The following is a 23,948-nucleotide window of genomic DNA, read 5'->3' as shown; positions in this document are numbered from 1 at the left end:
GCGCTCGGTCGATCTGCCGTCCATTCAGCACAGAATCCAGCCAGCGCAGCAAACAAACCCGTCAACCTCTCCCGAAGTTGCCGATCTTCAACGACAGAGCACCGCCCAAGTGAAAACAACCGGTCGCACTGTGCGCTGAAATGTATGACTAGATGCTAACAAAAGACTCAGTGTTTGTCAAGGGGCAATTTTTGCTGGGTGTTATGGCCACGGTCTTGCGTGGCCATGATTGCGTCGTGTGCCGCCCGACCGCAGAGGATAGAAGTTTTACCCACGACAAAGCCGGATGGACCTATTTTTATGCCTCTACAGACGGTCCCGCCGACGGCGCCAGAGGGCTTGTCGATCTTCTGATGATGATGCACTTCAAGAAAGAAGAAAGCGAACGGCAGGAGAAAGAATAAGACACGCCAACACGGCGATTTGTGAGGGAGGTATCGTCGATTGAACACAAACGATAATGCGCGTCTTTTGGAGTTGGTGCAAAAACGGTTCGATCAGTTTTTATCAAAGATTCCATCCGCGGTACTCCTCTCTCTCAAAGGGCCGTTGACCTGGATGGAGGAACAAGAAGGTCTAGAGTTGTTTTTTCGTGTACAGGTTCTTGAAAGCAGCGCTGAAGAAATTCATCTCGCCGTTTCGATCACGACACCCAGCCGATCCGTCGATCCGCAAACTGGTGCGCTCAATCTCGAAATATCGACGTCATTCATCCTTGGTAGAGAAAGTTAGGTTAGATTGCCGGATGGCATGGCGCTCGACTCAAGATCAGACCCTTTCCTCGTCAGTATTTTACATCCTGCTCAGGCGTCCCTTTGATTTCTACGACCTTCCCTTTTTTTACGGTGACCTCGATGACGATTGGCCAACTTTGTTTGTCGTAATCGAATTCCCCAATGGGTAGTTGCAGCGTGCCGGTGTACCAATCTGCTTGCACTGGTAATCGATTGGTCCCCACAATTTTAGCAGCGGGGATTGGCTTGCCAGCGGAAGTGGCTACAAACTTTTCTAGGTAGAGCTTGCCGTTCGAGATTGCCCACTCGGCCGTATAGCCTTTCCAGTTGGAAGGGGTCGTCACATCCAGAAACGATTTCCCCTCTCGTTTTTCCCCTTCGCGAATTTGCGATTCTAGGGGAGATTGAATGATGCTCCAACTCTGACCTCCCCAGGTAAGCTTGTCATGTTGCTGCGGACTATTTGCCACGGCGCTTTGTGGCCCAGATATTAGGCCGCAGAGCACAAAGATCGACACCAGCAGCCAGCTGAAATGATTCATGGGGAATGTCCTTCTGGTTGGGCAGCTTGAAAACATGTACTTATTTCTAGCGGAATCCCCAAGCTGGGATCGGCGATTCTCTGGCAATGTTGCCTGGAAAACAGGCGTTGCCATTGGCGCCCAGCTCAATTTTATTGACATTGCTTGGGTATTTCGTGGTCCAGAGCACGCAAATTCTCGTCATCTCTTCGCAATTAAAGCGGTATCCAGCGGCAGCGCACAGAAGTAATCAGTAGTACGGCTGAAATGGCATGAAATTTGTACTTTCACCCGCTACCCTGCAAATGAGATTACTGATAGGCGAATTTTTGAGGATGGTTCGAATGCCCAAAAAATCTGGTTTTACTTTGGTGGAGTTGTTGGTGGTGATTGCGATCATCGGCGTGTTGATCGCACTATTGTTGCCGGCGGTGCAGCAAGCCCGCGAAGCGGCGCGGCGGATGACTTGCTCGAACAACTTGAAGCAGCTGTCGCTGTCGATTCATAACTATCACGACGTGCACAATGTCTTTCCGCCGGCCGAGCTAATGCCGACGCCGGATCGCAAAGGGGGAGCGTCTTGGCTGACTCGCTTGCTGCCGCAAATGGAGCAGGGCGCCGCCTACGATCAGATGACCTTTGTCGACACCGACTGGAATGACCAGGTAGGGCCGAATCGCAATTGGAGGGTGATGAACGACCTGCGCGTCTCGGCGCTGAACTGTCCGTCGAGCCCGCTGTTGACGACGCGCGTCAACGCGACCTCTGGCGGAACACAGTCGTTGGGGGCGCCGGCCGAAATTGAATATCAGATCGCTGACTACGTGGGCAATGCAGGCTCGTTCTACAGCGGCGCTGACGCATCGTTGGATACCAAGCCCGGCGAGTATGCGATCTATGGCTATTCGGCTTGGAACGGCACGTTGATCTCAATTGATGAAATGAACACGAAAGCGATCGGATTTCGCGATCTGACCGATGGCGCAAGCAACACGATTACGATTGGAGAGCAGTCGAGTTTCTTCACGGGGCCTGACTGTGGGACCGGCAAATGCGATTGGCGCGGCGGCAGTTGGGCCGGCGGCGCTTGGTCCTGCGGAGTTGGTGGTTGGAACGAATGGTGGCTGAATGTCACGGTGGTCCGTCATGGAATCAACTGGAACGGCAGCGGTTATGGACACAACGCTCCGTACTATCGGCATACGGTGATTCGCTCGCAACATCCAGGCGGCGCTCAAATGGCCCGCGCGGATGGATCGGTATCGTTTTACGCCGAGACGATCGGATTAGAAACGCTAATGCGTCTGTTTGATCGTGCAGATGGCGCCGTGTTGGCCAGTGAGTAAATTGCAATCGAAAAGGAGCACGAGATGAAATTGCTCAGCATTTCATTGATGGTATCACTGGCCGCTTTGATCGGTTGCGGGGCCAAAGGGCCTGCGTTGGCGCCTTTGCAAGGAATCGTAACCGACAACGGAACACCGGTCGCCGAGATGAACGTCACCTTTTCGCCGCGCCAGGAGGGAGCGGCGTCGTGGGGAGTAACCGACGCCGAGGGGAAGTTCACGTTGAACTATATTGATGGTCGCCCGGGAGTGCTGCCTGGCGAGCATATTGTCTCGGTCGCGGCCCGCAATCAATTGGCCGGCGATGGTCAAACGACCCGAGCCCCGCGCCGCATTACGCGACCGCGTGAATACCGTCGAGCGATGGAAGTCGCCGTCGATCAAGATTTTGTCGAGATCGACTTGGCGGCGAAAAAATAAGCGGACAAGGAATACTCGAAAACGGCCGGCGATTATTGCTCGGCCGTTTTTGTTTCTTGCCAATCACGCAGTTCAAAACAGGCCATCTCTTCGCCGTTGCGGACATACAGCTTGCCAGCGTCGACGACCGGATGGTTCCAAGTTTTGCCGGCGAAGATACGGAACTTGGTGATTTCTTCGTGCGACTCAGGTGTTGCTTTGACCAGGGCCAACTCGCCATCTTCGCTGGCGATGATTAGGACGGCTGCGTCTTCGACCAGCAGCGTTTGTCCGTGGCCGTAGCGGCCTCCCTTCCAGATGCGATCGCCGGTCGCTGCTTCGATGCAGGTAAAGATGCGATCATCAAAGCCGTAGAAGTGGCCGTTGAACTGCACCGAGTCATTGAAGTACGGCTTCAGATTACGAGAGGTCCAAGCTTCGGTCGCCGACCAATTTTCGGCATTGTGGGCGATATCCAGCTTGCGAGTTCCCATTCCTAGGCCAGTGCCGACATAGACCGAATCGCCGATGATCTGCGGTTGCACAACCCGGTTGCCGGGCTGAATGTCCCATTCATTTTCCCATAGCACTTGCCCATCGCTGGCCGCTAACCCTTGCACGCCCCAATCGGTGACCATCACAATTTGATCGACGCCTGACAGCTTGGCCAGTTGCGGCGAGCAGTAGCTATGCTTGCCGCGTCCGCTGGTCCATTGGATATCGCCGGTTTCTAGGTCGTAGGCGACGACTGCTTTGCCGGTTTTTTCTGGTTCACCGGCGTACGATTGATCGCCTGCGAAGACGATGACTGTTTGACCGAGCACGAGCGGCGAACTGGCGAATCCCCACTCTGGGGTTTTGGCGTCGACATCTTTGGTTAGATCACGCTGCCAAATTTTCTCGCCGCTGACGGCATCGAGACACGAGAGAAAACCGGATCCCCCCAACGCGTAGAGCTTGCCAGCGTGGAAAGTAGGCGTCGCGCGGGGACCGGGTCCGGCTAGCGCTTCTTCAAATCGCGTTTCGATCGCGGACTGCCAGATGAGCTCGCCGTTGGTCGCGTCGTAACAAGTCACCAACTCTTGGTCGCCGCGCTGTTCTTGGGTGACGAGTTGTTTGCCGAGGATGCAGAACGAGGACCACCCGGGGCCGATTTTCTGTCGCCAAAGTTCTTGCGGCGGATGCTGGTCCCAATCGGTGGCGAATGTTGCGCCTCTTAAAATGCCATCACGTTGAGGACCGCGAAAGCTGGGCCAAGTAGATGTTAGTGCGGTGAGCGCCTGTTGGTCAGGTGCGAGATGCGCAGCCGGCGCCTGATCGAGTTCGGCGAGAAGCTCGGCTTCTTTGGTGGGATTCCAACGGGGCGAAAATTCGGCCGTGATCGTTCCACGAACTCCGTCCAGCCGCACGCAAAGGGTTAGCCCTGTCGCGATGACCATGACCGCCGCCAATGCGAATCGCTGTACTGGCCAGCCCAAGGGAAATGTAACCAACGCGACTATGGCGCAAGCGACTAGTGTCCAGGGCCATAGTACGACGCCCAGGACCATCGCGTTCATCGAGGGATCAGAGCCAAAGATCGCCGTCAACGCCAGCACCACGACCAGGCCGATCGCCAGCAGGCGTTCTCGCAGCCCCAAACGACAAAATGCGATTAACCACACAGCAGTCAGAATCAAAGTAGCCAACGCTCCCCACAGCATTGACATAAAATGAAACAGCGTGCTGGGCGCGATGCGACCAGGAATCGTCAGCACCGCCAACTGCAAAACGCCCAGCACGATCAACGGCCAGATCCGCGGTCGGCCGTTTGACGCAGCACGATTAGGGGGAGAGTCAGCGATTTCTGGTGGATTTGTCGTGAGTTCGCTCATTTTCTCGTTCCTGATATCGGCGCTAGGGTCTGAATTCGCTATCGAGGGATGTCGCAAACAGAGGGCTAAGCGGAAATTTATAGACCGGTACACAATTTGTCAATCAAGCGGTGTCAATTTTTTGAGATGAAGCATTGAAATCTGAAGAAGTCGCAGAAAAGATCGGGCGATTTGGCAAAGCATTCTCTCAATGGCTTGAGGTCGAAATGGCCGCGGCTGGGACGACTGCGTCTCGGGCTCGGCTGCTTTATGCGCTGAAATGCACCGGCACTTGCAAGATGAATGACCTCAGCAATCGGCTGCAGGTGACTCCGCGGAACGTGACTAAATTGGTTGACGCGCTGGAGAGTGAAGGGCTGGTCCAACGAAATCCGCACCCTGATGATCGCCGCGCCACGTTGATCTCGCTGACCGATCGCGGCATGTTGACCGTCAAAGAGACGATCCTGAAAAACGATGTGGTGCTGGAGCTGTTTGAAGAGCTGCCTGACGCCGATCGGGTAGAGCTAGGGCGAATTATCGAGCAATTGCTTGCCGGGTTGGCCCGCCGCGGGTTTTCGGCCTGAGCCGCTACCTTTCTGGACGGCAGTCAGGCTTGTGGGGGAAGTCCGTGCTGGCGTTTTGTTTCGCGCTCGTACTCTCGGTGAAACCATTGAAGTAGCATTAATGGGGCGGATATGCACTTTTGTGCGCTATTTTTCGGCAATAGTTGACAGGAACTCTTTCGTACACGTAAAGTGGTTCCAGTCACGCATCGAAAAATTCGGAAGTTTGCATGGGTGTTCATGACCGTTTGGAAGATCAGATCGCATTCGCATTGCGGCGAATCATGCGATCGATTGATCTCGAGTCGCGACAGCTGTTGCAAGAGATCGGGCTGACCTTTCCGCAGCTAGCCGCGTTGCAGGCGATTGATCGCTTGCAGCCGACCACGGCCGGCAAAGTGGCGCTCTCCATTCATCTCGGTCATGCCACGCTGACGGGCATTCTGGACCGACTGGAAAAACGGGAGCTGATTGCTCGTCAACGGAGCGAATCCGATCGGCGTCATATCAGCGTTCGATTGACTGCTGCTGGTCAAGCGTTGCTTGAGAAATCGCCGACGCTGCTGCATCGACCATTTCAGCGGCAACTGGATCGGTTAGAAGGTTGGGAGCAGATGCAAGTTGCCGCTACGCTGCAACGCGTCGCCGCGATGATGGAGAACTCAGGCGGTGAGTCGGCCAGTTTGGTTGAGTTGCAAGCAATCGAACCTAGAGTGAATGACCATTTTCCTGAAGAATTAGAATCGGCACGCCGCTTGCAAACAAATGATGGTTTGAATCGAGAGAGGCGAAACGATCCATAACCGGCCCACAGAAATCGCGCGTCCAGCCATCGCCTAAAAACGTTCGACGCCGAGCAATTAGAGGGAGGTAGTAGATGTACATCCAGCTCATCAGTCTTCACGGTCTTATCCGCGCATCGCATATCGAAATGGGACGCGACGCCGATACCGGAGGCCAAGTAAGATACGTGCTGGAGTTGGCCCGCAATCTGGCCGCTTTGCCAGAAGTTGACGGGGTCGATCTATTCACCCGCCGAATTAAAGATAAGCGAGTTTCGAGCGATTACTCTGAACCGATCGAAGAACTGGGCCCCAAGTGTCGCTTAGTTCGGTTGCCCTGCGGGCCTGGTCGCTATCTCCGCAAAGAACGACTGTGGCCTTACGTCGACGAGTTTGTCGACGCGATGATCACCTTCACGCGTCGCGAGGGGCGCACGCCGACCTTGGTGCACGGCCACTATGCGGACGCCGGCTATATCGCCAAAGAAGTTGCGTCAGTATTTGACGTTCCGTTTGTCTTTACAGGACACTCGCTCGGCAAGCCCAAATTGGCTTACCTGATGGACGAAGGTTGGACGCGCGCCGACGCAGACAAAGAACTTGCGATGGATCAGCGGATTCAAGTCGAGCAAGACTGTCTCTCGGTCGCTGATCTGGTAATTACCAGCACGCGACACGAGCGAGATCAGCAATACGCCGAATACTTCAAAGAAGAGGATCTCAACTTTCGCGTCATTCCGCCGGGAACCGATCTCGATCGCTTCTTTCCGTACTATGACTACGAAATGTCGAGCAACGGAATCGACGAGCAGTTCAAGCAGGCTCGGATGCGCATGCGGCGCGAACTGAATCGTTTTCACTTTTCACCAGAAAAGCCGATGATCTTGGCGCTGTGCCGCCCGGATCGTCGCAAAAATATCAATGCTTTGATTAGCGCCTACGGCGAAAGCAAAGAGCTGCAAGCGATTGCGAACCTGGCGGTTTTCGCCGGGATTCGTGAAGATATCGAATCGATGCCAGAAAATGAACAAAAGGTGCTGACCGACATGTTGATGGCGATGGATCGCTACGACTTGTACGGCAAGATGGCGATTCCGAAAAATCATAGTTCTGAATTTGACGTGCCAGAGCTGTATCGACTGGCCGCATCGGATCGCGGAATTTTTGTCAACAGCGCATTTATCGAACTATTTGGGCTGACGTCGATAGAGTCATCGGCGACTGGGTTGCCGTTTGTGGCGACGCAAGAGGGTGGTCCGCAGGACATTGCCGAGAATTGCAAAAGCGGCATTGCCGTCGACGTGACTGACTCTAAGGCGCTGACCGACGCGATGCTGACTTTGCTGACTGACAATGAAAAGTGGGACGAATGTTCTTCCAACGGCGTGAACCTGGTACGTAAGCTTTACTCTTGGGAAACGCATTGCCAGCACTATCTAGAAGCGGTGCGAGAAATCGTCTCGTCCCCGGCGCGCACTCCGTCAGCCGTCGGCAAGCCGGCGGTCGGACCGCGGATGGTCAATGTAGAACGAATGCTCATCACCGACATCGACAATACGTTATTGGGTGAGGATGAGACGCTTGAGCAGTTGAAGCAAGTGCTTAAAGAAAATCGTTCGCGCATCGGCTTTGGAGTTGCTTCGGGGAGAGCGCTGGAACTGATTGACGACGTGCTGAAGAAACACGATATCCATGAGATCGATGTGATTATTGGTTCGGTCGGCGCCGAGATGTACTATGGATCTGATCGCGTGCCGGTCAAAGGTTGGGCCGCTCATCTACGTTCGCGGTGGAAGCCAGAGCGTGTGCATGCGGCGCTGGATGACTTGCCGTTTTTGCATCTGCAGCCGGAAGCCCACTCGCAGCGTGAATTCAAAATCAGCTACTCGTTGGACGATTCGATGGAGCCCAGCGAAGCGCTGCCGCAGATTCGAGACGCTTTGTCCGAAACCGGCGTCGCCCATTCGTTGATCTTTTCGCATGGACGTTTTCTCGATATTTTGCCGCATCGCGCGTCGAAGGGAAAAGCGATTCGCTATCTCTCGTCGAAGTGGAACATCCCGCTCACCAACATCGCCACCGCCGGCGACTCGGGCAACGACCTGGATATGCTGACCGGCGAGACCGCCGGGATTGTGGTCGGCAACTATGATCCAGAACTCGAAGTGCTGCGCGAGAGTAAATCGTCACGCGTCTATTTTGCCGAAGCCCACTGCGCAGGCGGAATCCTCGAAGGGCTGGCCCATTATGGCTTTATCGAATCGCCCACAGCACAACTGCGGACGGTCGGCGCCTAACGCCAAATTGAGCAATGCAAAACTGCTGGCAATTTATGCTTCCGGCAGTTCAAAATCATCTTGGTCGAGCGCCGAGAATAGGTCATCGGCGCGAGTCGAGTAGGTTGATTCGTCGGCGGTCAATTCGTGGGCGATTTGATCTCCCCATGCGTCCATCACATTGACGATGGTCGGCATCGATAATTGATCGTTTCGCGCCAACTGTGCTGCGGTAACGTCGGCCAATTGCATGCTCTTTTGCGAGATCGCGGCACCTAGCGTAGTTCGTACGGTGGCGGCTCTTGAATCAGTCGTTGGTTGGGTCGCGGTGCGTGATTGCGCGACCGCGTCGATCTCGGCGCCAAACCGCAATGCTACCTCGGCGGCAATCGCAGCAACGTGGGCTTGGATCGCAGCCATCGTGGGAGAAACGCTAGCGGGCGTGATGTTGCTCACTTCGATCGATGTGGAAGCAGAACGAGCTTGGTGAGCGCTGACCGATGCCGACACCAGGTCTACAATCGACGACGCATGGTTCATCGCCGGTGTTGTCGCGGCAATGCGAAAGACCTGCGAGACCGATGTGCTGCCGTTGGTCGCAGCGATCGTAACGATGACCTCTCCGGTGAAATTGGTCGGCCGCTCTACGATCAGTTGGCCGTTTTCGATTCGCGCGGTGATGTTGCCCCCAGACTCGACGGCGCTTACCAGTGTGCTGGGATCTTCGTAGTATGCAGCATCTAGCGTGGCGATTCGGTTGTCAGCGCCGTTGTCGCCGGTCCACTTATACAGCACCGCCTGATCTCCCTCTTTGATCAGATAGTACCACTGGTAGTTCGCGTCGCGGATGAACTTCTCTTGTTGTCCATAGGCGTTGTAAGCATAGTTGGTGCGACGAAGGAACGGGTCGCTCACAAAGTTCGCTTGTTTATCAATCGCGTAGGCGTCCGAGTCCGACACGGCGGTTGCCGCCGCTTCAAGTCGGGCTGTTTCTCCCCTGGTCAGATAGTCACGCAGATCGAGCACATATCGCGATTCGCCGGTCGGAAATCGATCATTCGGAATCGGGGCAAGTTCTAGCGGTTGTTGGGCAAAGTTGACCTCGATCGAGCGGGTTTCGGTTCCGCCGGGTCGATTGGCGGACAAGGTTAATGTGACGCGCCCGGCGAATCCGTCGCGCGGAGTGACAATTAGCTTGCCGGTCGCTGGATCAATCGAGACGTCCACATCTGCCGCCGGCGAAGCCTGGCTGTTTTCATAAAACAGCTTGGGATCGTGGTAGTAGGCGAGCTCCAGCGTTGCGACGACGGTGCTTCGCACAAAACTCCCCTTCCACTCGTGCAGCAGCGCATGTTGGCCGTCAGTGGTGACAAAAAACCATTGACCGGTTTCTGTTTTGACATACTTCTCTGCCTGACGCTGGGCGTTGTAGGCGAAGTTTGTCCGCTCGAGAAAATCGTCTTTAACAATGCCATAGGGAGAAGAGCCATCGGCAGTTCCGCGGGGCACGACGACAGCAAAGCCGCTCGCTCCTTGGCCGAAGTCGTACTGCGACAAATCAATCTCAAGCGACGCGCCGGCAGCGCCCACAAATTGCGTTGGCAGCGGATCAGCGGCGATGGGCGGCGCCGAGACGCTGATCGCAAAAGTTTGCGTTGCAGTCGAGACGCCGTCCGATACGGCGATTGTAATGTGGACGTTACCGGCCGCTGCGCTGGTCGCGGAAAAGCGAAATACGCCGTCCACGATCTGGGCAGCGACCAAATTGCCGGTCTCGTCGATCGCGGTGGCGAGATAGGTGAGCGCGTCGCCATCGTTGTTGACGACCATCAAAGGAAGTTCGAGTAGACCATCATGAGCGAGTGTCTGGTCGGCAATTTCACCCAGCTGCACGGCATCGTTGGATACCGAAACGAGAAACTCTTGCCAGACCGTCTCGCCGTCGCGGGTGGCGCTGACACGGACCGTGAAATCGCCGACAAATCCATCAGGCGGATCAATCGTCAAGCGTTGGGTATCGGCATTCCAACTAACGTTTGCAGACGCCGTTCCCACCAGCGCCGCAGAGATAATAGCGCCGGGAGTCGCGGCGACATCCAGCTCAATCACATCTTGCGTGTGGTGAATCGTGACATCGTCAAGTGGATCGAGTTGGAGCGGCGCGAGCACCGGAGTTGACTCGATCGAGAAGTGCAGGCCGAACGAGTTAAGCGTGCCGACGTCGGACGAGAACGAATCGCTGACCCGCAGCTGCCAACTGCCTGCGGTCGACATCCCTGTGAACACCGAAAGATCGCCGCTCGGGCGGAAACGTCCCGTGAAAGGCGCCGCTGCGTCGCGGATCGACGTCGCCGCGTCATTATCCAGGATTGTTCCTTTGAAACCATCACCGGATCCGCCGACTGCTGCAAACAGGGTGATCTGCGTTCCATTGGGAGCGATCAGTAAGACCGTCAGGTCTGAATTCCAGGTATGGTCGATGTCGAGCCAGACATCGACGTCCGCGATCTGAAAGTTATCGGCGACTTGCAGCGGGATATCGATCGAGCCATACGTGGGCAGCTTGATCGGCCCGGTCGTTTCGTAGCTGGCGATATTTGCCAGAGCGATCGAAAACTGGGCGGTGACGCCTGAGCCGGCGTTGCCATACGCGTCGGTAACGGCGCCGGCGGCCAATTGATAGGTGACTGCGCCGTTGGCATGCGGTAGTTGCAGCCAGAATCGCGCGGTCCGATCTCCAATCAGTTCAACGGATGCGACGCTGCCGCTCGAAAGTTGCAGGTCGGTGGTGGAAAGCGATGTGGGATCGATCGCTTCGCTGAATTGTAGATCGAGATACTTGGGGAGATCATTGAGCACAGCGCCCTGCGTGATGCTGGTATCGGTCACCGTCAGTTTCGCCGCGTCATAGAAAAACTGACGGACGAACGAAGATAGTTGAAGGCCATCTCCATTTCTGGCGACCGAGCCAGCCAACAGTTCCATCCGTTGAGCCCCTTGCGTGGTGATCGGCGATTGCGAGAAATGGAAGGTCACCCGCTTGCCATCGACAATCGTCAGACTGTCAGCGGTCTGACCGTTGACGAAAAAGTCAGACGCCGAAACGGTTGACGGATCCAAATGGCCGCTGAATTCGATCGTGAAGTGAGAGAGAGGAGCATCGACCGCGGCGCCTTCGTCAATCGACGCACCGGTCACGCTGAAGTTGAGTTGTTGCAGCGTACTGAGCGCATTCAAGCGTCCGCCGGTCGCGACTTTGCCGTTTAAGCCGGCTACATCATCGGCGCCCCCGAGGATCGCTGCTTTGATTTGATCCATCGTCGCCGACGGATTGACGGCATAGGCCAATGCGATCACGCCAGAGACGTGCGGTGCGGCCATACTAGTGCCGCTGAGCGAAAGGTATCGCCCCCGGGTGATGGTGCTGACAATCCCAACGCCGGGGGCCGCAATATCCACGCTCGCGGCGCCATAGTTGCTGAAACCGGCAAGTTGGTCATTATGGTCGGTCGCTGCGACCGAGATCACGTTGTCGAGTCCGTAATTGGCCGGATATTGCGGTGTGACGTCGTTGTTGGTTCCGTTGTTACCGGCCGCGGCGACAAACAAGATGTTTTGGTCACCGCTGGCTTGGATCGCGTTGTAGAGGGCGGTGCTATATTCTCCACCACCCCAGCTGTTGTTGGTGGCGACCACATTGACCCCGTACAGTTTTTTCATCATGGTCGCGTAGTTCAAAGCGCGTACCGCATCGGCGGTGCTGCCAGAGCCCGAAGCGCTAAGAAACTTAAGAGCCATGATCGATGTCGATGGAGCGACGCCCACTACGCCGGTAGCATTGTCTCCCTCGGCGGCGATTGTGCCGGCGACATGCGTTCCGTGCATGTTGTCGTCCATCGGGTCGCCGTCGTTGTTCAAAAAGTCGTAGCCGTAGAGGTCGTCGACAAATCCGTTACCGTCATTGTCGATACCGTCACCAGCAATTTCGCCGGGATTGACCCACATGTTATGGATCAGATCGGGATGCGTGTAATCGACGCCGGTGTCGATCACTGCGACGACAACGTTGGGATTACCGGTTGTGACTTCCCACGCTGCAGGAGCGTCAATGTCGGCGTCGATTGTGCCGCCGGTTTGCCCCTGGTTATCCAGGCCCCATAGCGAATCGCCTTGCGGATCGCTGGTCGCCAAGTGAGCCGGGAGTAGTGCATTGGGCTCGAACGTAGTGACGATTGCTTGTTCAGAGAGCCATTGAGTGACGGCTTCTGCTTCAGCGTTAAAAGTGCGGAGCAGGAGTTGTCCGCTCAATCCCAGCCCCCCGATGATCTCAAATTGCAGCGTACCGCTCTCCAGCAGCGACGCCACCTCAGACAGCGCCGTAATCGAAGCAGAGATCGTTGCGTCGAGCTGAATAATCCATTCGTCGTTGTAGACATCGAGCGTGCTGTTTTTCCACGCGACCTCGGATGTCGACTCGGCGAGGGTGGCGTAGCCAGCATCGATTTGGGAATGCGCAGAAGTGGATAACTGCTCAAACCAAATCGGCGAAAGAAAGTTGGCCGAGTCGGCGGCGAACAGTTCGCGCACTTCCAGGCGTTCGATTTGGCCAAACGAGGAGCTCGCTTTTTTCGTTTTTTTAGGACGCGGCGGAAGGGGATTCAGCGCGTATCGGTGGAAGATAGACATGCAATGCTGTCGCGGACGTATCAGGTAGGAAGCGTTTTTTTGGAGGGGAGCGGTGGCGAGTGCATGTCGCAAAAGAACAACACTTGCCGCGAAAAGATAGGTCGATAGAAGCGACTCGTCGGATCAGAATTGAAACTCGCGGCGAGTCCCGGGCCGATGATGCGGAATGTAATGATTAGAAGGGATAGGGTGACGAACAAGGACTGCGGTTCGCCCTGCTTCTTAGACGTCAACGAGGAGCGACTATTTCGGGATATGTTGTCGCGTCAAAAACTGATCGATCTCGTGATTGTGCCGGGTAGACCACTGATGTCCCAAGCCTGGTGCTTCGATGAATTCAACTTGATATCCGGCCGCACGGTATTCGTCCGCATCGTGACGAACGGCGATTGCGGCTGGATCGTCTGTTCCGACGATCAATAGCATTGGGGTATTTGCGTGGGAGAGCGGAAAGTCTGCCGGCTTGGGGCCTGAATGAGCGACTACGACGTCGATATCAGATCGCGCTAACATCACGGCTTGGGCGAAGGTGGCCCCGTTGGACATGCCGATCAGAGAGACGCTGTCGATCGGCAATTGGGTCTTTAGGTGTGTTATCAACCGGTCGACAAATTGCAGGTCGCGATTTTCAGGCTGGTTCTCTGGCGTCAGCCCCATCACGCTCCACATCCCGTTCTTTCCAGTCGGATAGACGACGTAGCCATGCTCAGCGGCGGCTAGACGATCGAGCTGCGTATAATGGGCCATCGAGTCGACCGAATCTCCCACCCCATGCAGCGCGATGACCAGCGGAAGCGGAGCGTCGGGCAATGGATCAGGAACCACTAGTCGATAAGTTCTGGTCACTCCCTCCACTTCCAACGATTCGTGGGAAATGACCACGGATCTCGACGGGGAGCCAAGAATTTGAAATAGCACGATCAAGACCACCAGGGCGCATGTGACGATTGCGCACGTGATTCCCCAAAATTTTTTACTCAGTGCGTTGTGCTTCGTATGCATCGCTAGACTCGCTAAGCCAGCAAGTCCTGAAGCACGTGCCCATGCACATCAGTCAATCGGCGATCGATCCCGTCATTTCTGACGGTCAACTTTTGGTGATTGATTCCCAGTAGATGCAAGATGGTCGCATGCACATCGTAGACCTGCGTTGCATGATCACGATCCAACGGTTTGTATCCCCATTGATCCGAGGGGCCGTAGCTGACTCCTCCTTGAATGCCGCCGCCACACAGCCAGTTGGTGAAGACGTAGGGATTGTGGTCTCGACCTTTGCTCCCTTGCGTGCTTGGCATCCGGCCAAATTCGGTGGTCCATAAAACAATCGTGTCATCCAACAGGCCGCGTTGCTTGAGATCTTTAATCAGGGCCGCAGTACCGATCGCCATGCCGCGAGCCAGTGGGCCATGATCACGTTCGATGTCTTCATGACTATCCCAATTGCGGCGTGGGAAACCATTGTCGTTGCCGGACCAGATTTGGACAAATCGTACTCCGCGTTCTAGTAGGCGGCGCGCGATCAAGCACTTGCGGCCAAAGTACTCGGCTTCTTCGGCAGGATTGATTTCGCTGGGATATTCGGCCCCCAGCCGGTCGAGGCCATACATCTTTAAGATGTGCTGCGGTTCGGCCGAAATATCGAGCGCCGCAGGTGCACTACGCTGCATCTTGGCGGCCAATTCGTAAGAGCGAATTCGCGCTTCCAACCGCGAGTCTCCGGCGCGCTCGGCTGAGTGCCGCTGATTCATTCGCGCTAGTAGTTCTAATCCATCTTCGTCGCCAAGGCGTGTCACATAGTTGGAACGTGCGTGAAGATCTTCAATCGGATTGTCGCGCTGCGGAAAGATCGCCGTACCTTGCGAACTTGCCGGCAAAAATGCGGAACCCCAGTTCTTGGGACCATTGCTGGCGAAGCCGCGATGGTCGGGCAATACGACAAAGGTGGGCAAGTTGTTGTTCTCGGTCCCCAGGCCGTAGCTGATCCATGAACCCATGCCGGGAAAGCCGGGCCGATCAAATCCGGTCGCTTGCAGATAGGTCGCTTGCGAGTGAACGCCGGTCTTGCCGACCATGTTATGGATGAAGGCCATCTCATCCACGCAGGCTCCCAGCGGAGCGACCACTTCACTCAGCATCTTGCCCGATGCGCCGTGGGGAGCGAACGCGAAGGGGGATTTCATCCAAGGGCCGAGCCCGTTTTGAAACGCTTCGACATGCTCGCCGAAATCAGATTTTTCGCCATGCTTTTTCTCGAGCATCGGCTTGTGATCCCACAAGTCGATGTGACTTGCGGCGCCTGACATGAAGAGTTGGACAACCCGTTTGGCCTTAGGCGGATGATGCAGCACTTTCACTGCGCCACCGGTTTGGGCCTGAGCATCTTCGTGCAGCATCATCGCCAGCGCTAGACTACCGAGACCGGCTGATCCTTGGGCGAGAAAGTTTCTGCGAGTGAGCATCTGGTGATATTCCGCTTTAGTCGACAAAGACAAATTCACTTAGGTTCAGCATCAAGCGGCAAAGGTTGACCAATTGATGTTGTTGGGCATAGGAGATCATCTCGGCCCGTTCGATGTCACTGGGCGCTCGACCAGCGACCAGCCACATCGCGCGATCCATTTGAGCTGGCAAGTCGGGTGCTTCGCTTTCTAGGCGCGCGGCGAACTTCTCAGCCATGACGAGGTTGAAAGGATTGTTGAGCAGCGACAAGGCTTGCAGCGAAGTGAGCGTTTCATTGCGTCGCGGCGTACTTTGTGATGAGTCGGCGCAGTCGAGCGTCGTCATCCAAGGGTCGGGCTGCGAACGGACGACAAAGCGGTAGATGCTGCGACGATGCGACGCCGGATCGGACGGATCAAATTTGTGATATTCGTAATGGGGCGAGTGGGCGGTCTTCTCAAGGGCGAAGAGATAAAAGCCGGGGCCTCCCATCGAAAGATCGAGCGCGCCGCTGACAGCCAGGATCGAATCACGAATCTCTTCCGCTTCCAGGCGTCGCCGATTCATCCGCCACAAATATTGATTACCGGCGTCGATCTCTGCCGTCGCTGCGCGATGCTGCGATGACTGCTGATAGACGTTACTGGTGACGATCAGGCGATGCAGTTTTTTGAAGGATTGGCCGCCATCGCGGAACTCGCACGCGAGCCAGTCAAGCAGTTCGGGGTGCGTCGGCTCGGCTCCCATGCGCCCAAAGTCGTTGGGAGTCGCCACGATACCCTCGCCAAAATGGTATTGCCAGATTCGATTGACGATCGAACGCCAGACCAAGGGATGTTCTTTGCTGGTCAGCCATTTCGCCAGCGCCGCGCGACGTTCACCCTCGGACAAGCCAGGGGCTAGCCGCCAGTCGGCATCTTCCTCTAGTTGCAGCAACCCCGGCGATACTTCCTGCTGTGGAGTTTGCACGTCGCCGCGATGCAGCAAGTGGATGGTGCGCGGCGTTCCCTGGGTCGCATTGAAATTTCCTTGCGCGGGAAAGTGGGTCGCAGCGGCGTAAACCATACGACTGTTTGGCAGGGCAGCGATTTCTCGTTCGATCGCAGCGAGCGAAGCCTGAATGCGACTGCGTTGCTCGATTCGCTCCGGGGTTTCTAGCTTGGTCCGCTCTGCGATTAGACTGGCTAACTGCTCGGCTCGGGCTGGGGCACGGTCTTGCGCCCACTTGCCATCGGTCAGATTGTTGCGCGTCCAGCGAACCGGAGCTTCAATCGAATCGAGCGAAGTCACCTTGGCTGTCAACGCGACATTGGTTCCGGCTGCGTCCAAGGCTTGTATCTCGGCGAGCGCCAAAATATAGTCACTGGTTCGCTCGCTGAGTTGAGTCGCCGTCAAGCGGATAAAGCGGATCGGCGCCGCAAGTTCGGCAATCTCTAGCGGAGTGAGGCCAGGGTTCGGGAAATCGGTTTTGGTATAGTCGGCGACCGTCGCCCACTGGTTCGCTGCTGAAGCAACTTGCACTTGAAACCGAACGGGAAATCCAAATCCTGCGCCGATGCCGCCATAGTCATCATGACACGGATGGAGCACTATTCTGTCAATGCTGGTCGGCTGGCCAAGATCGATCTCGACCCATTTGGTGGTTGTTGCAGAAGCGGCGATGGCGCTGTGATAGCCAAACTCGGGCGATTTTTCGAGAGCGGCTTGGGCTTGCAACTCACGAATGGATTTCTCTAGTTCTTCAAATCGCGGGCCGTTGGATTGTTTGATCTGTTGCTGAAGCTTGGCTAACTCAGACTTGCGCTCCGCTTGTTTGGTTTCTAGTGTGCGTTTTTGCTGTTCGGTTTCAGGATCACTGTCGTAAGGCCGCTCGGCCCGATCGACTGCGGCGAAGATTGCTTGGAGTCCGTAGTAGTTTTCTTGCGTGATCGGGTCAAACTTGTGGTTATGGCAGCGAGCACATTGCACCGTCACGCTGCAGAAGCTGTTGATCGCGCTCGATAGCATGTCGTCACGGTCCAGGTTGCGGGCGACCTTGCCGTCAATCTTGGCTTCAGAAACTTCAACATGGCCGATAAAGTCCCATGGTCCGGCGGCTAAAAACCCAAGTCCCAACACGCCATCGGGTTCGCCAGGAAAAAGGACGTCGCCAGCGATTTGTTCTTCGACAAAGCGAGCATATGGCTTGTCTGTGTTGAAAGCACGGATGACATAATCGCGATAGGGCCAGGCGTTGGGCCGCAGTTTGTCTTTGTCGTATCCGCATGTATCGGCATACTTGGCGACATCCAACCAATGTCGCGCCCAGCGTTCACCATACTGATCAGACGCCAGCAGCCGATCGACTAGTTTTTCGTAGGCTTGGGGATCAGAGTCGTTGATGAATGCGGCGACTTCCTCCGGAGTTGGCGGTAGACCGATCAAATCGTAGGTAACGCGGCGAATCAATGTGCGACGATCGGCAGCCGGCGAAGGCTGAAGTCCCTGTTGGTCTAACTTTGCTAAAATGAACTGATCAATCGCAGACTTCGCCCAGGGATTGGCGGACTTGGGAACGTCCGGCGCGGTTAGCGGTTGATACGACCACCACGCGAAGTCCGAGACACGCGCCTCTTGCAGCCGGAAATCAGCCGGCCAGACAGCGCCATCCTCGATCCAAGTGCGGATTGCAGCAATTTCTTCGGCGATCAGCGGATCCGCGTCTTTGGGCATCGCCGCTTTGCCCTGACTGGGGGTGATCAATTCGACCAAATGGCTGGCCGACGAATCACCCGGTAAGATATAACCGTCGGCCATCGCCTGCTCGGCCGATTGCAGCGAAAAATCCCCTTTGGGCTGCTGGCCGCTGTGGCAGCTGAGACACTTCTGCTGCAAGATCTTGGCGACTTGCGGCGGAAAGCTGTCAGCGGCTCGCGTCGTGCTGACCAGGGCAAGCATCACCAGCGCAAAGGCTAAGCTAAAAACCGAATTTCGCCGGGCAGGGTTCACGATGGCGAATTCCTTGGTTGGGGCAGGTAGGGGGCAAAAGCAGAGTGGTATTATCTAAAATTGACCCGATGTAGCGAAGATTGGTACCAAAAAATCGCCGTAGGGGATACTTTTCTGGTACTAATCAGGGAGCGACCGCGCCACTTCTTAATAGCCAGTTATTCGCTTTACATCACCTCCCCGGCTGGGCTGGAGTAAACTGCGTGATGCGAAGGGTGGGAGTGCAGACCTTAGGGGGAGCGGCAAGCAGAGCCTGATGAACGACAATCCCGCCCTAGACTATGAAGAATTCCTGCGGCTTTTTACCCGCGATCAGTTGCGCGTCCTGGCCTATATTCGCTCGCTGATTCATGACCAGACGATTGCCGGCGATGTCTTTCAGGAGACGAGTCTTGAACTTTGGCGCAGCTTTGCGACGTTTCGGCGTGATCAAGATTTCACGCCGTGGGCGCTGGGAATCGCTCGACATCAAATTTTGAAGTATTGGCGCACGCGTGATCGTGATCGGCATATTTTTAGTGAGCCGCTATTGGCTGAGCTATCGGCCACGGCGATAGGCTTGGCCAGCGAAATGGAGCCGCGCCAAGAGGCGCTGGATGAGTGCGTCCGTCTGTTGAGCGATCGTCAACGCGAGTTGATTCAATTGTTTTACGGTGACAATCAGTCAGCGGCGACAATCGCCGAGCGTTGGCGGCGCTCGGTACATGCCGTCTACAAATCGCTGAAGGTGATGCGTCGTACGCTGCTAGAATGCGTAGAGTCGAAGCTAGCCAATCCCACCTAACGCCATCCACGGAACACGAAGAGAACTTTGGTGAATCGTCACGAGCAAATTCTGGAACTGGCCGATCGTCAATTTAACGCGGCGGCGACCCCGGAAGAGGTGGTCCGGCTAGAAGAATTGCTGGCCAATGATCCTAAGGCGCAAGCGGTCTACCTGCGTTACGCGCTGTTGCATGGAGAGTTAGGGATAACGCCGCCGGCGCTGCAGCGTTTAGCTGCTTCCGATGCGACGGCGCCACCACGCCAAATTGTCCATACGGCTTCGAAAGGATCCAGGCATTGGATCGGCGTCGCGCTGGTGATTGCGGCGTCGATCGTATTGCTCGCCTCGCTGACGGCTAGTTATGCAGTTTGGCAGGTTCCGCGTGATCCTGCTGCGGCGCCGCAGTTAGGTTGGAAGCCGCCGCAATCGCACTACGACAATCGCCAGCCGCCGATCGGAACCGTCGGAAAATTAGGCGCCAATGATTCGGGGCCGCTGACCTTGGCGATCCAGCAGGGAGAGGCCGAGTTCGCCTCATCAGGCGGCGCCAACTTGCGTGTGTTGGGCCCCGCTTTGTTTGGAGTGACATCGCCGCAAGGGGGCGTGCTTTACAATGGCTCGGTCCATGCGAAGCTCGAGAGCCCGCTCGCACGGTTTTCGGTGACGACCTCAAATTTACGTGTGGTCGACTCAGGCACCGAATATCAGGTTGCGATGCTCGATGATCGGCACATCCGCGTGCAGGCCTACGACGGTCAGGTTGACGTCCAGTCGCGGGTTCGTTTGCCTGCCTACTACTGGCACTTTGATGATCGAACGGGAGCGGCGGAACACCATTCTCCCACGATCTCGACGCCGATGACGTTTGGCGAGCACGCGCAGCGAGTTCCGGGGATTATCGGTAACGGCGCGGTCCGTTTCGACAATACGCCTAACTCTTATGTACAGATCGACGAAGGAACAGGCGACGAGGTTGGTAGCGGTTTAATGGCCTGCAGTAGTGGGATCACGTTGGAAGCCATGTTTATTTCAGAGTGGTCCGGCAAGTCGTTCGATTACGACGAGATTTTTCGCAAAGAAGATGGCGTCTACCGGATCTTGCTCAGCTTTCAAAATGATGGGGATGTTGGCGACTATGATCTGCCGGAAGTGACGCCGGGGCCTTGTTTGTCGTTTGGGCTGCATATCGAACAGCAGGGCTACAGCGAGTTAGACATGCCGTTGGATGGGCGAGATGGGAGACCCACGGTCGCTCAGCTGACCGACGGCCAACCGCATCATGTGGTCGCAACGTATGATAGTTTTAGCGGTCGCAAACAGATCTATGTAGATGGCAAGCTTTGTTTTGAGCATCAGTTTCCGATTGGCGGATTGATCTTGTGCGGCGGTCAGTCGCCTGCGGTGATTGGAAATATGTGGTCCAAGCAAGAGCCGTTTGCCGGCGTGCTGGACGAGGTGGCGCTGTATGACTTTGCGTTGACGGCCGATGAGATATCGTCGCACTATCAGCATGTCGCGCGGGGAGAACGCTTCTTTGGCGCCGAAGCTCAGCAACCATTGGCCGATCGTTGGAAATCAGTCACGCTGGTCGCTGCCGGAACGCATCGCATCTTTGATAAGCTGACAGGGCTGCCGGTCGATATCTTAATTCCGTAGCTCCGGCGATCACTTCACGCGATAGCCAAGCGCAGTCAGCGATTTGCGAACGCGATCGGCATGGTCCCCTTGGATTTCTAACAGATCCTCTTTCGCTTTCACCGTACCACCGCTGCCGCAATCATTCTGGAGTTGTTGAAGCAGCGTCGGCAGGTCGTTGGCGACATCCGTCAGTCCAGTAATGACCGTCGCTTTTCGTCCCCCTTTCCGCTTTTGCACGCCGACCACAGCTGTTTGACTTGCGGGCGGCAAGCGGGCCGCTTCGCGATGCAATTTTGCCGCCGCTTGTTGGCGCCGCGTTTCGCTCGCCGCTTTCTCGGCCGGCGTGCATTTGCACTGCGACTGTAGCTCACCGCAGTCGTCGCACTGCGGAGGGATATCGAAAGGCGTTCCAGCAAACAGTCGAGACATGATCGGCGGGCACTTTAGTAATTGTTGCGTGGGTAGGAAAGCGGAAGGATGCTGGATTCTTCTGGGCTTATTGGGCTGGTACTAGGTCAAGATAGGCTTTGGCGTAGCGCCGGCCAAATTCGCGGTAGGACTCAGCGTTGAAGTGGGTCTTATCGCCTTTGTGCGTTAAGCCCTCTGCCGAAACGAATGCGGCGTGAGGATGGGTTTCGGCATAGTGTTGCTGGGCCGTATCGACCTGTTGTTTGGAGTCATTCCAAGGGCTTTCAGGAAACTTACCCAACTGGCCGATGATAACGGGAACATCAGGGGCGTTCAGCTCTGTGCGGACACGGGTAACTAGCTCCTCGAGCTTTTGTTCGTAAACTTTGGCTTTCGCCGGGTTCGAGTCCCCTTCTCCTTGATGCCAAAGGATGCCGCAGAGAACGCCTGCTTCAAGGGCTTTTTTCGCACGCGGCAGCATGTCGTCATAGGGATGTGACTTGGTCGGTTTGTCATAGGCGCCGGGTTCCCACCGATCAATCGGCGTTCCGCCCACGGCACAGGGGATCAGTCCGACGGTGATCTCCGGATTAGCTTTGGCAATTTCTAGACCAAAGGTCCGGCCGAGTCCCACGCCTGCGATCCCTGGTTTATCAAAATGGATCGGGTCAGCTGCCGGGACCCATTCGCCTGCTTTGTTGAGGGTGAGGACGCGTGGATTGACTGCTTTGTCCTGGGGTTCGACTTTGCCACGACCGGCCATATTCGATTGGCCGATTAGCAGAAAGAGTTGGAACTTCTCTTGAGGAGGAAGCTCGACCCGCGCCGGCTCAGCCGAGAACGCAACGAGGGAGCAAGCAGAAAGCAAGATCAGCGATAGCGCGGCGGATCGAATAGACATGGTGGGGGGATTTACTCCGTTGGCAGATGAAAGCAGAGAATCTCGCGGTGGGAAAGTTCAGGCAATGAGAACCATTAGTTCACTTTACCTGGTGGAGAGTTAATCTCCAAAAAATAGGGATGGCGCCGCAACGGGCGCCATCCCTGATCGGTGGATCAAGTTGTCTGAGGTTCGACTTACTTGGTCAGGTGGTCGATCAAATATTCGGTCGAATTTTTGTGCTGCGGTTTCTCAGAGCCTGTCACAACTAGTTCAACTTCGACATCCGTTGCTTTTAAACGCTCGGCCAGCTTAACGCCCATGATGCCAGAATGAGTAGGATCTTTGGGCGAGTCGCCAACCACCGGAACGGGGCCCCCATAGAACAGACCGATCGGTGGATCATCTTTCGAGACATGCTCAATCGGTGAGTATTCTTTGATCCACGGCATGAGCGAGTCGCGATTTTCTATTACGGCTTCCAGATTTGGCAAACCAAAGGCATGGGCGCCATATTTATAGTTCGGAATCCACTCGCGCAGTTCTTTGGGGTCGAGCGAAACCTGAGCTCCGTTGACCGCCGCACAGTAAAGTCGCGTCGATTCGCGAGCAATCGGATCGTCGCTGTTGGGATCGGCCAGATCGTCATGAAACGCCAGCCAGAGCGAACTGCATGCGCCGGCCGAACCGCCGGTAGCGCCGATCTTCTCTTTGTCGAGGTTCCACTCTTTCGCTTTTGAGCGGACAAATTGCAGTGCGCGAGCAGCGTCGCTTAAAGGGGCTTTGACCGGCGGTTCTACTTTTTGTTCGACACCGTTTTGGACATAGCGGTAGTTGATCGCAACGACCGAAATCCCTTTGTCATTGAACGCTTTGGGATTGGTCTTTTTGTCTCCAGCACGCCAGCCGCCGCCGTGAATATAAAAGACAACCGGAGTTGGCTTGTCAGACTTCGCAGGATAAAAATCAAGCACCTGGCGCGGATGATCGCCGTAGGGAAGATTGAGCTGTTGTTTGAGCTCTTCGGCATGCAGTTGCTGAGTCAGCAACAAGAGCGCGAGCGTTAAAACAAGATGTTTCACGAGCTAAGTTCCTAGGGGTGGGACAATTGGAATGCAGGAGTTCTTTTTTATAGTATCAGAGAGCGGTTTCCAACCGAATTGAACGGAATGTTCGTAAATATTGCCATGAATCCACGGATGCGACATAAGTAATTTTGGAATTCACCAGCGAAGAACCGGAAAGTTGAAGCGAAGTACTCTGCAAAAACAACTTGAGGACGCTTGGAAGAGAGCGATCGAGAACGACTACCAGCATCAACGTATCAATTCGGAGCGTAGTCTACAGGCGTCACTTTGGGCGCAACTGAATGAAATCCTGCCAGCCAAAACGCGGAGAATGTTCCTTGAGCCAAGCATCGCGATATTAACCGAGACTGGGCGGAAAATTTTGTATCCCGACATCGTAATTTGTAACACGCGACAAGTAATCGCCGTGCTGGAGATTTAATACCAGCCGCGCAAACAGTTGACCACCCGAAAAGATCTCGCTACGCTTCAAGCAATATCCGCCAACCGAGCGGATTTATCCGTCAGTAATTCTCGTTATCGCGGCGATCTTACAGCTGCCCCAATCTACTCGATTTCTGTGAAAACGCTCTTTGTTT

18 protein-coding genes are annotated in these 23,948 nt (G+C 55.6%); 9 read left to right on the top strand and 9 right to left on the bottom strand.

Going from position 1 to position 23,948, the window contains the following annotated elements:
- Positions 1-152: 152 nt before the first annotated feature.
- A complete protein-coding gene (locus SH421x_RS19970; RefSeq protein ID WP_488851778.1) occupies positions 153-404 on the top strand; it encodes a hypothetical protein in 252 nt (83 codons plus the stop codon).
- Positions 405-444: 40 nt separating this feature from the next.
- Complete coding sequence (locus SH421x_RS19965) at positions 445-732, top strand: hypothetical protein (protein WP_488851777.1); 288 nt, start codon at positions 445-447, stop codon at positions 730-732.
- 52 nt (positions 733-784) lie between these two features.
- Here the strand turns inward: SH421x_RS19965 and SH421x_RS19960 are convergent, their stop codons facing one another.
- Entirely contained in the window at positions 785-1,276 is a 492-nt protein-coding gene (locus tag SH421x_RS19960) for a hypothetical protein (protein WP_488851776.1), read from the bottom strand.
- Positions 1,277-1,599: 323 nt separating this feature from the next.
- Between SH421x_RS19960 and SH421x_RS19955 the strand changes: the two genes are divergently transcribed.
- Together SH421x_RS19955 and SH421x_RS19950 are read left to right on the top strand one after the other, a co-directional pair.
- Positions 1,600-2,601, top strand: coding sequence for a DUF1559 family PulG-like putative transporter (locus SH421x_RS19955; protein WP_488851775.1), 1,002 nt, complete (start codon positions 1,600-1,602; stop codon positions 2,599-2,601).
- A gap of 24 nt (positions 2,602-2,625) precedes the next feature.
- Positions 2,626-3,021: a carboxypeptidase-like regulatory domain-containing protein gene (locus SH421x_RS19950; RefSeq protein ID WP_488851774.1), complete on the top strand. Its 396-nt coding sequence runs from the start codon at positions 2,626-2,628 to the stop codon at positions 3,019-3,021.
- Between the two features lie 32 nt (positions 3,022-3,053).
- Here SH421x_RS19950 and SH421x_RS19945 read toward each other — a convergent pair whose 3' ends face one another.
- Positions 3,054-4,874: an outer membrane protein assembly factor BamB family protein gene (locus tag SH421x_RS19945; RefSeq protein ID WP_488851773.1), complete on the bottom strand. Its 1,821-nt coding sequence runs from the start codon at positions 4,872-4,874 to the stop codon at positions 3,054-3,056.
- Between the two features lie 134 nt (positions 4,875-5,008).
- On the opposite strand from SH421x_RS19945, the gene SH421x_RS19940 reads away from it, so the two are divergent.
- The 3 genes from SH421x_RS19940 to SH421x_RS19930 all read left to right on the top strand — a co-directional run bounded on the left by SH421x_RS19940 (position 5,009) and on the right by SH421x_RS19930 (position 8,498).
- Positions 5,009-5,440, top strand: a complete 432-nt coding sequence (locus SH421x_RS19940) for a MarR family winged helix-turn-helix transcriptional regulator (RefSeq protein WP_488851772.1) — start codon at positions 5,009-5,011, stop codon at positions 5,438-5,440.
- Positions 5,441-5,649: 209 nt separating this feature from the next.
- The gene (locus SH421x_RS19935; RefSeq protein WP_488851771.1) at positions 5,650-6,222 is read left to right on the top strand and encodes a MarR family winged helix-turn-helix transcriptional regulator; all 573 of its coding nucleotides are present in this window, start codon (positions 5,650-5,652) and stop codon (positions 6,220-6,222) included.
- Positions 6,223-6,296: 74 nt separating this feature from the next.
- The gene (locus SH421x_RS19930; protein WP_488851770.1) at positions 6,297-8,498 is read left to right on the top strand and encodes an HAD-IIB family hydrolase; all 2,202 of its coding nucleotides are present in this window, start codon (positions 6,297-6,299) and stop codon (positions 8,496-8,498) included.
- 33 nt (positions 8,499-8,531) lie between these two features.
- On the opposite strand, the gene SH421x_RS19925 is transcribed toward SH421x_RS19930, so the two are convergent.
- The 4 genes from SH421x_RS19925 to SH421x_RS19910 form a co-directional block, all read right to left on the bottom strand.
- Positions 8,532-13,163, bottom strand: coding sequence for a S8 family serine peptidase (locus SH421x_RS19925; protein WP_488851769.1), 4,632 nt, complete (start codon positions 13,161-13,163; stop codon positions 8,532-8,534).
- 243 nt (positions 13,164-13,406) lie between these two features.
- Entirely contained in the window at positions 13,407-14,009 is a 603-nt protein-coding gene (locus SH421x_RS19920) for an alpha/beta hydrolase family protein (protein ID WP_488851768.1), read from the bottom strand.
- Positions 14,010-14,176: 167 nt separating this feature from the next.
- Complete coding sequence (locus tag SH421x_RS19915) at positions 14,177-15,622, bottom strand: DUF1501 domain-containing protein (protein ID WP_488851767.1); 1,446 nt, start codon at positions 15,620-15,622, stop codon at positions 14,177-14,179.
- Between the two features lie 16 nt (positions 15,623-15,638).
- A complete protein-coding gene (locus tag SH421x_RS19910) occupies positions 15,639-18,590 on the bottom strand; it encodes a DUF1553 domain-containing protein (protein ID WP_488851766.1) in 2,952 nt (983 codons plus the stop codon).
- Between the two features lie 256 nt (positions 18,591-18,846).
- Between SH421x_RS19910 and SH421x_RS19905 the strand changes: the two genes are divergently transcribed.
- Both SH421x_RS19905 and SH421x_RS19900 read left to right on the top strand, forming a co-directional pair.
- Positions 18,847-19,374 (top strand): sigma-70 family RNA polymerase sigma factor, encoded by a 528-nt coding sequence (locus tag SH421x_RS19905; protein WP_488851765.1) that lies wholly within the window; start codon positions 18,847-18,849, stop codon positions 19,372-19,374.
- Positions 19,375-19,404: 30 nt separating this feature from the next.
- Positions 19,405-21,012, top strand: coding sequence for a LamG domain-containing protein (locus SH421x_RS19900; protein ID WP_488851764.1), 1,608 nt, complete (start codon positions 19,405-19,407; stop codon positions 21,010-21,012).
- A 9-nt stretch (positions 21,013-21,021) separates the two neighbouring features.
- Here SH421x_RS19900 and SH421x_RS19895 read toward each other — a convergent pair whose 3' ends face one another.
- The 3 genes from SH421x_RS19895 to SH421x_RS19885 form a co-directional block, all read right to left on the bottom strand.
- On the bottom strand, positions 21,022-21,423 hold the full coding sequence (locus SH421x_RS19895; RefSeq protein ID WP_488851763.1) for a translation initiation factor: 402 nt from the start codon (positions 21,421-21,423) through the stop codon (positions 21,022-21,024).
- 67 nt (positions 21,424-21,490) lie between these two features.
- The gene (locus SH421x_RS19890) at positions 21,491-22,303 is read right to left on the bottom strand and encodes a sialate O-acetylesterase (RefSeq protein ID WP_488851762.1); all 813 of its coding nucleotides are present in this window, start codon (positions 22,301-22,303) and stop codon (positions 21,491-21,493) included.
- 176 nt (positions 22,304-22,479) lie between these two features.
- The gene (locus tag SH421x_RS19885; RefSeq protein WP_488851761.1) at positions 22,480-23,364 is read right to left on the bottom strand and encodes an alpha/beta hydrolase; all 885 of its coding nucleotides are present in this window, start codon (positions 23,362-23,364) and stop codon (positions 22,480-22,482) included.
- Positions 23,365-23,948: the final 584 nt, after the last annotated feature.

This window comes from Blastopirellula sp. SH421 (assembly GCF_057808535.1).
The sequence above is the reverse complement of the archived record's forward strand: the minus strand, read 5'-3'. Positions and strand labels throughout refer to the sequence as shown.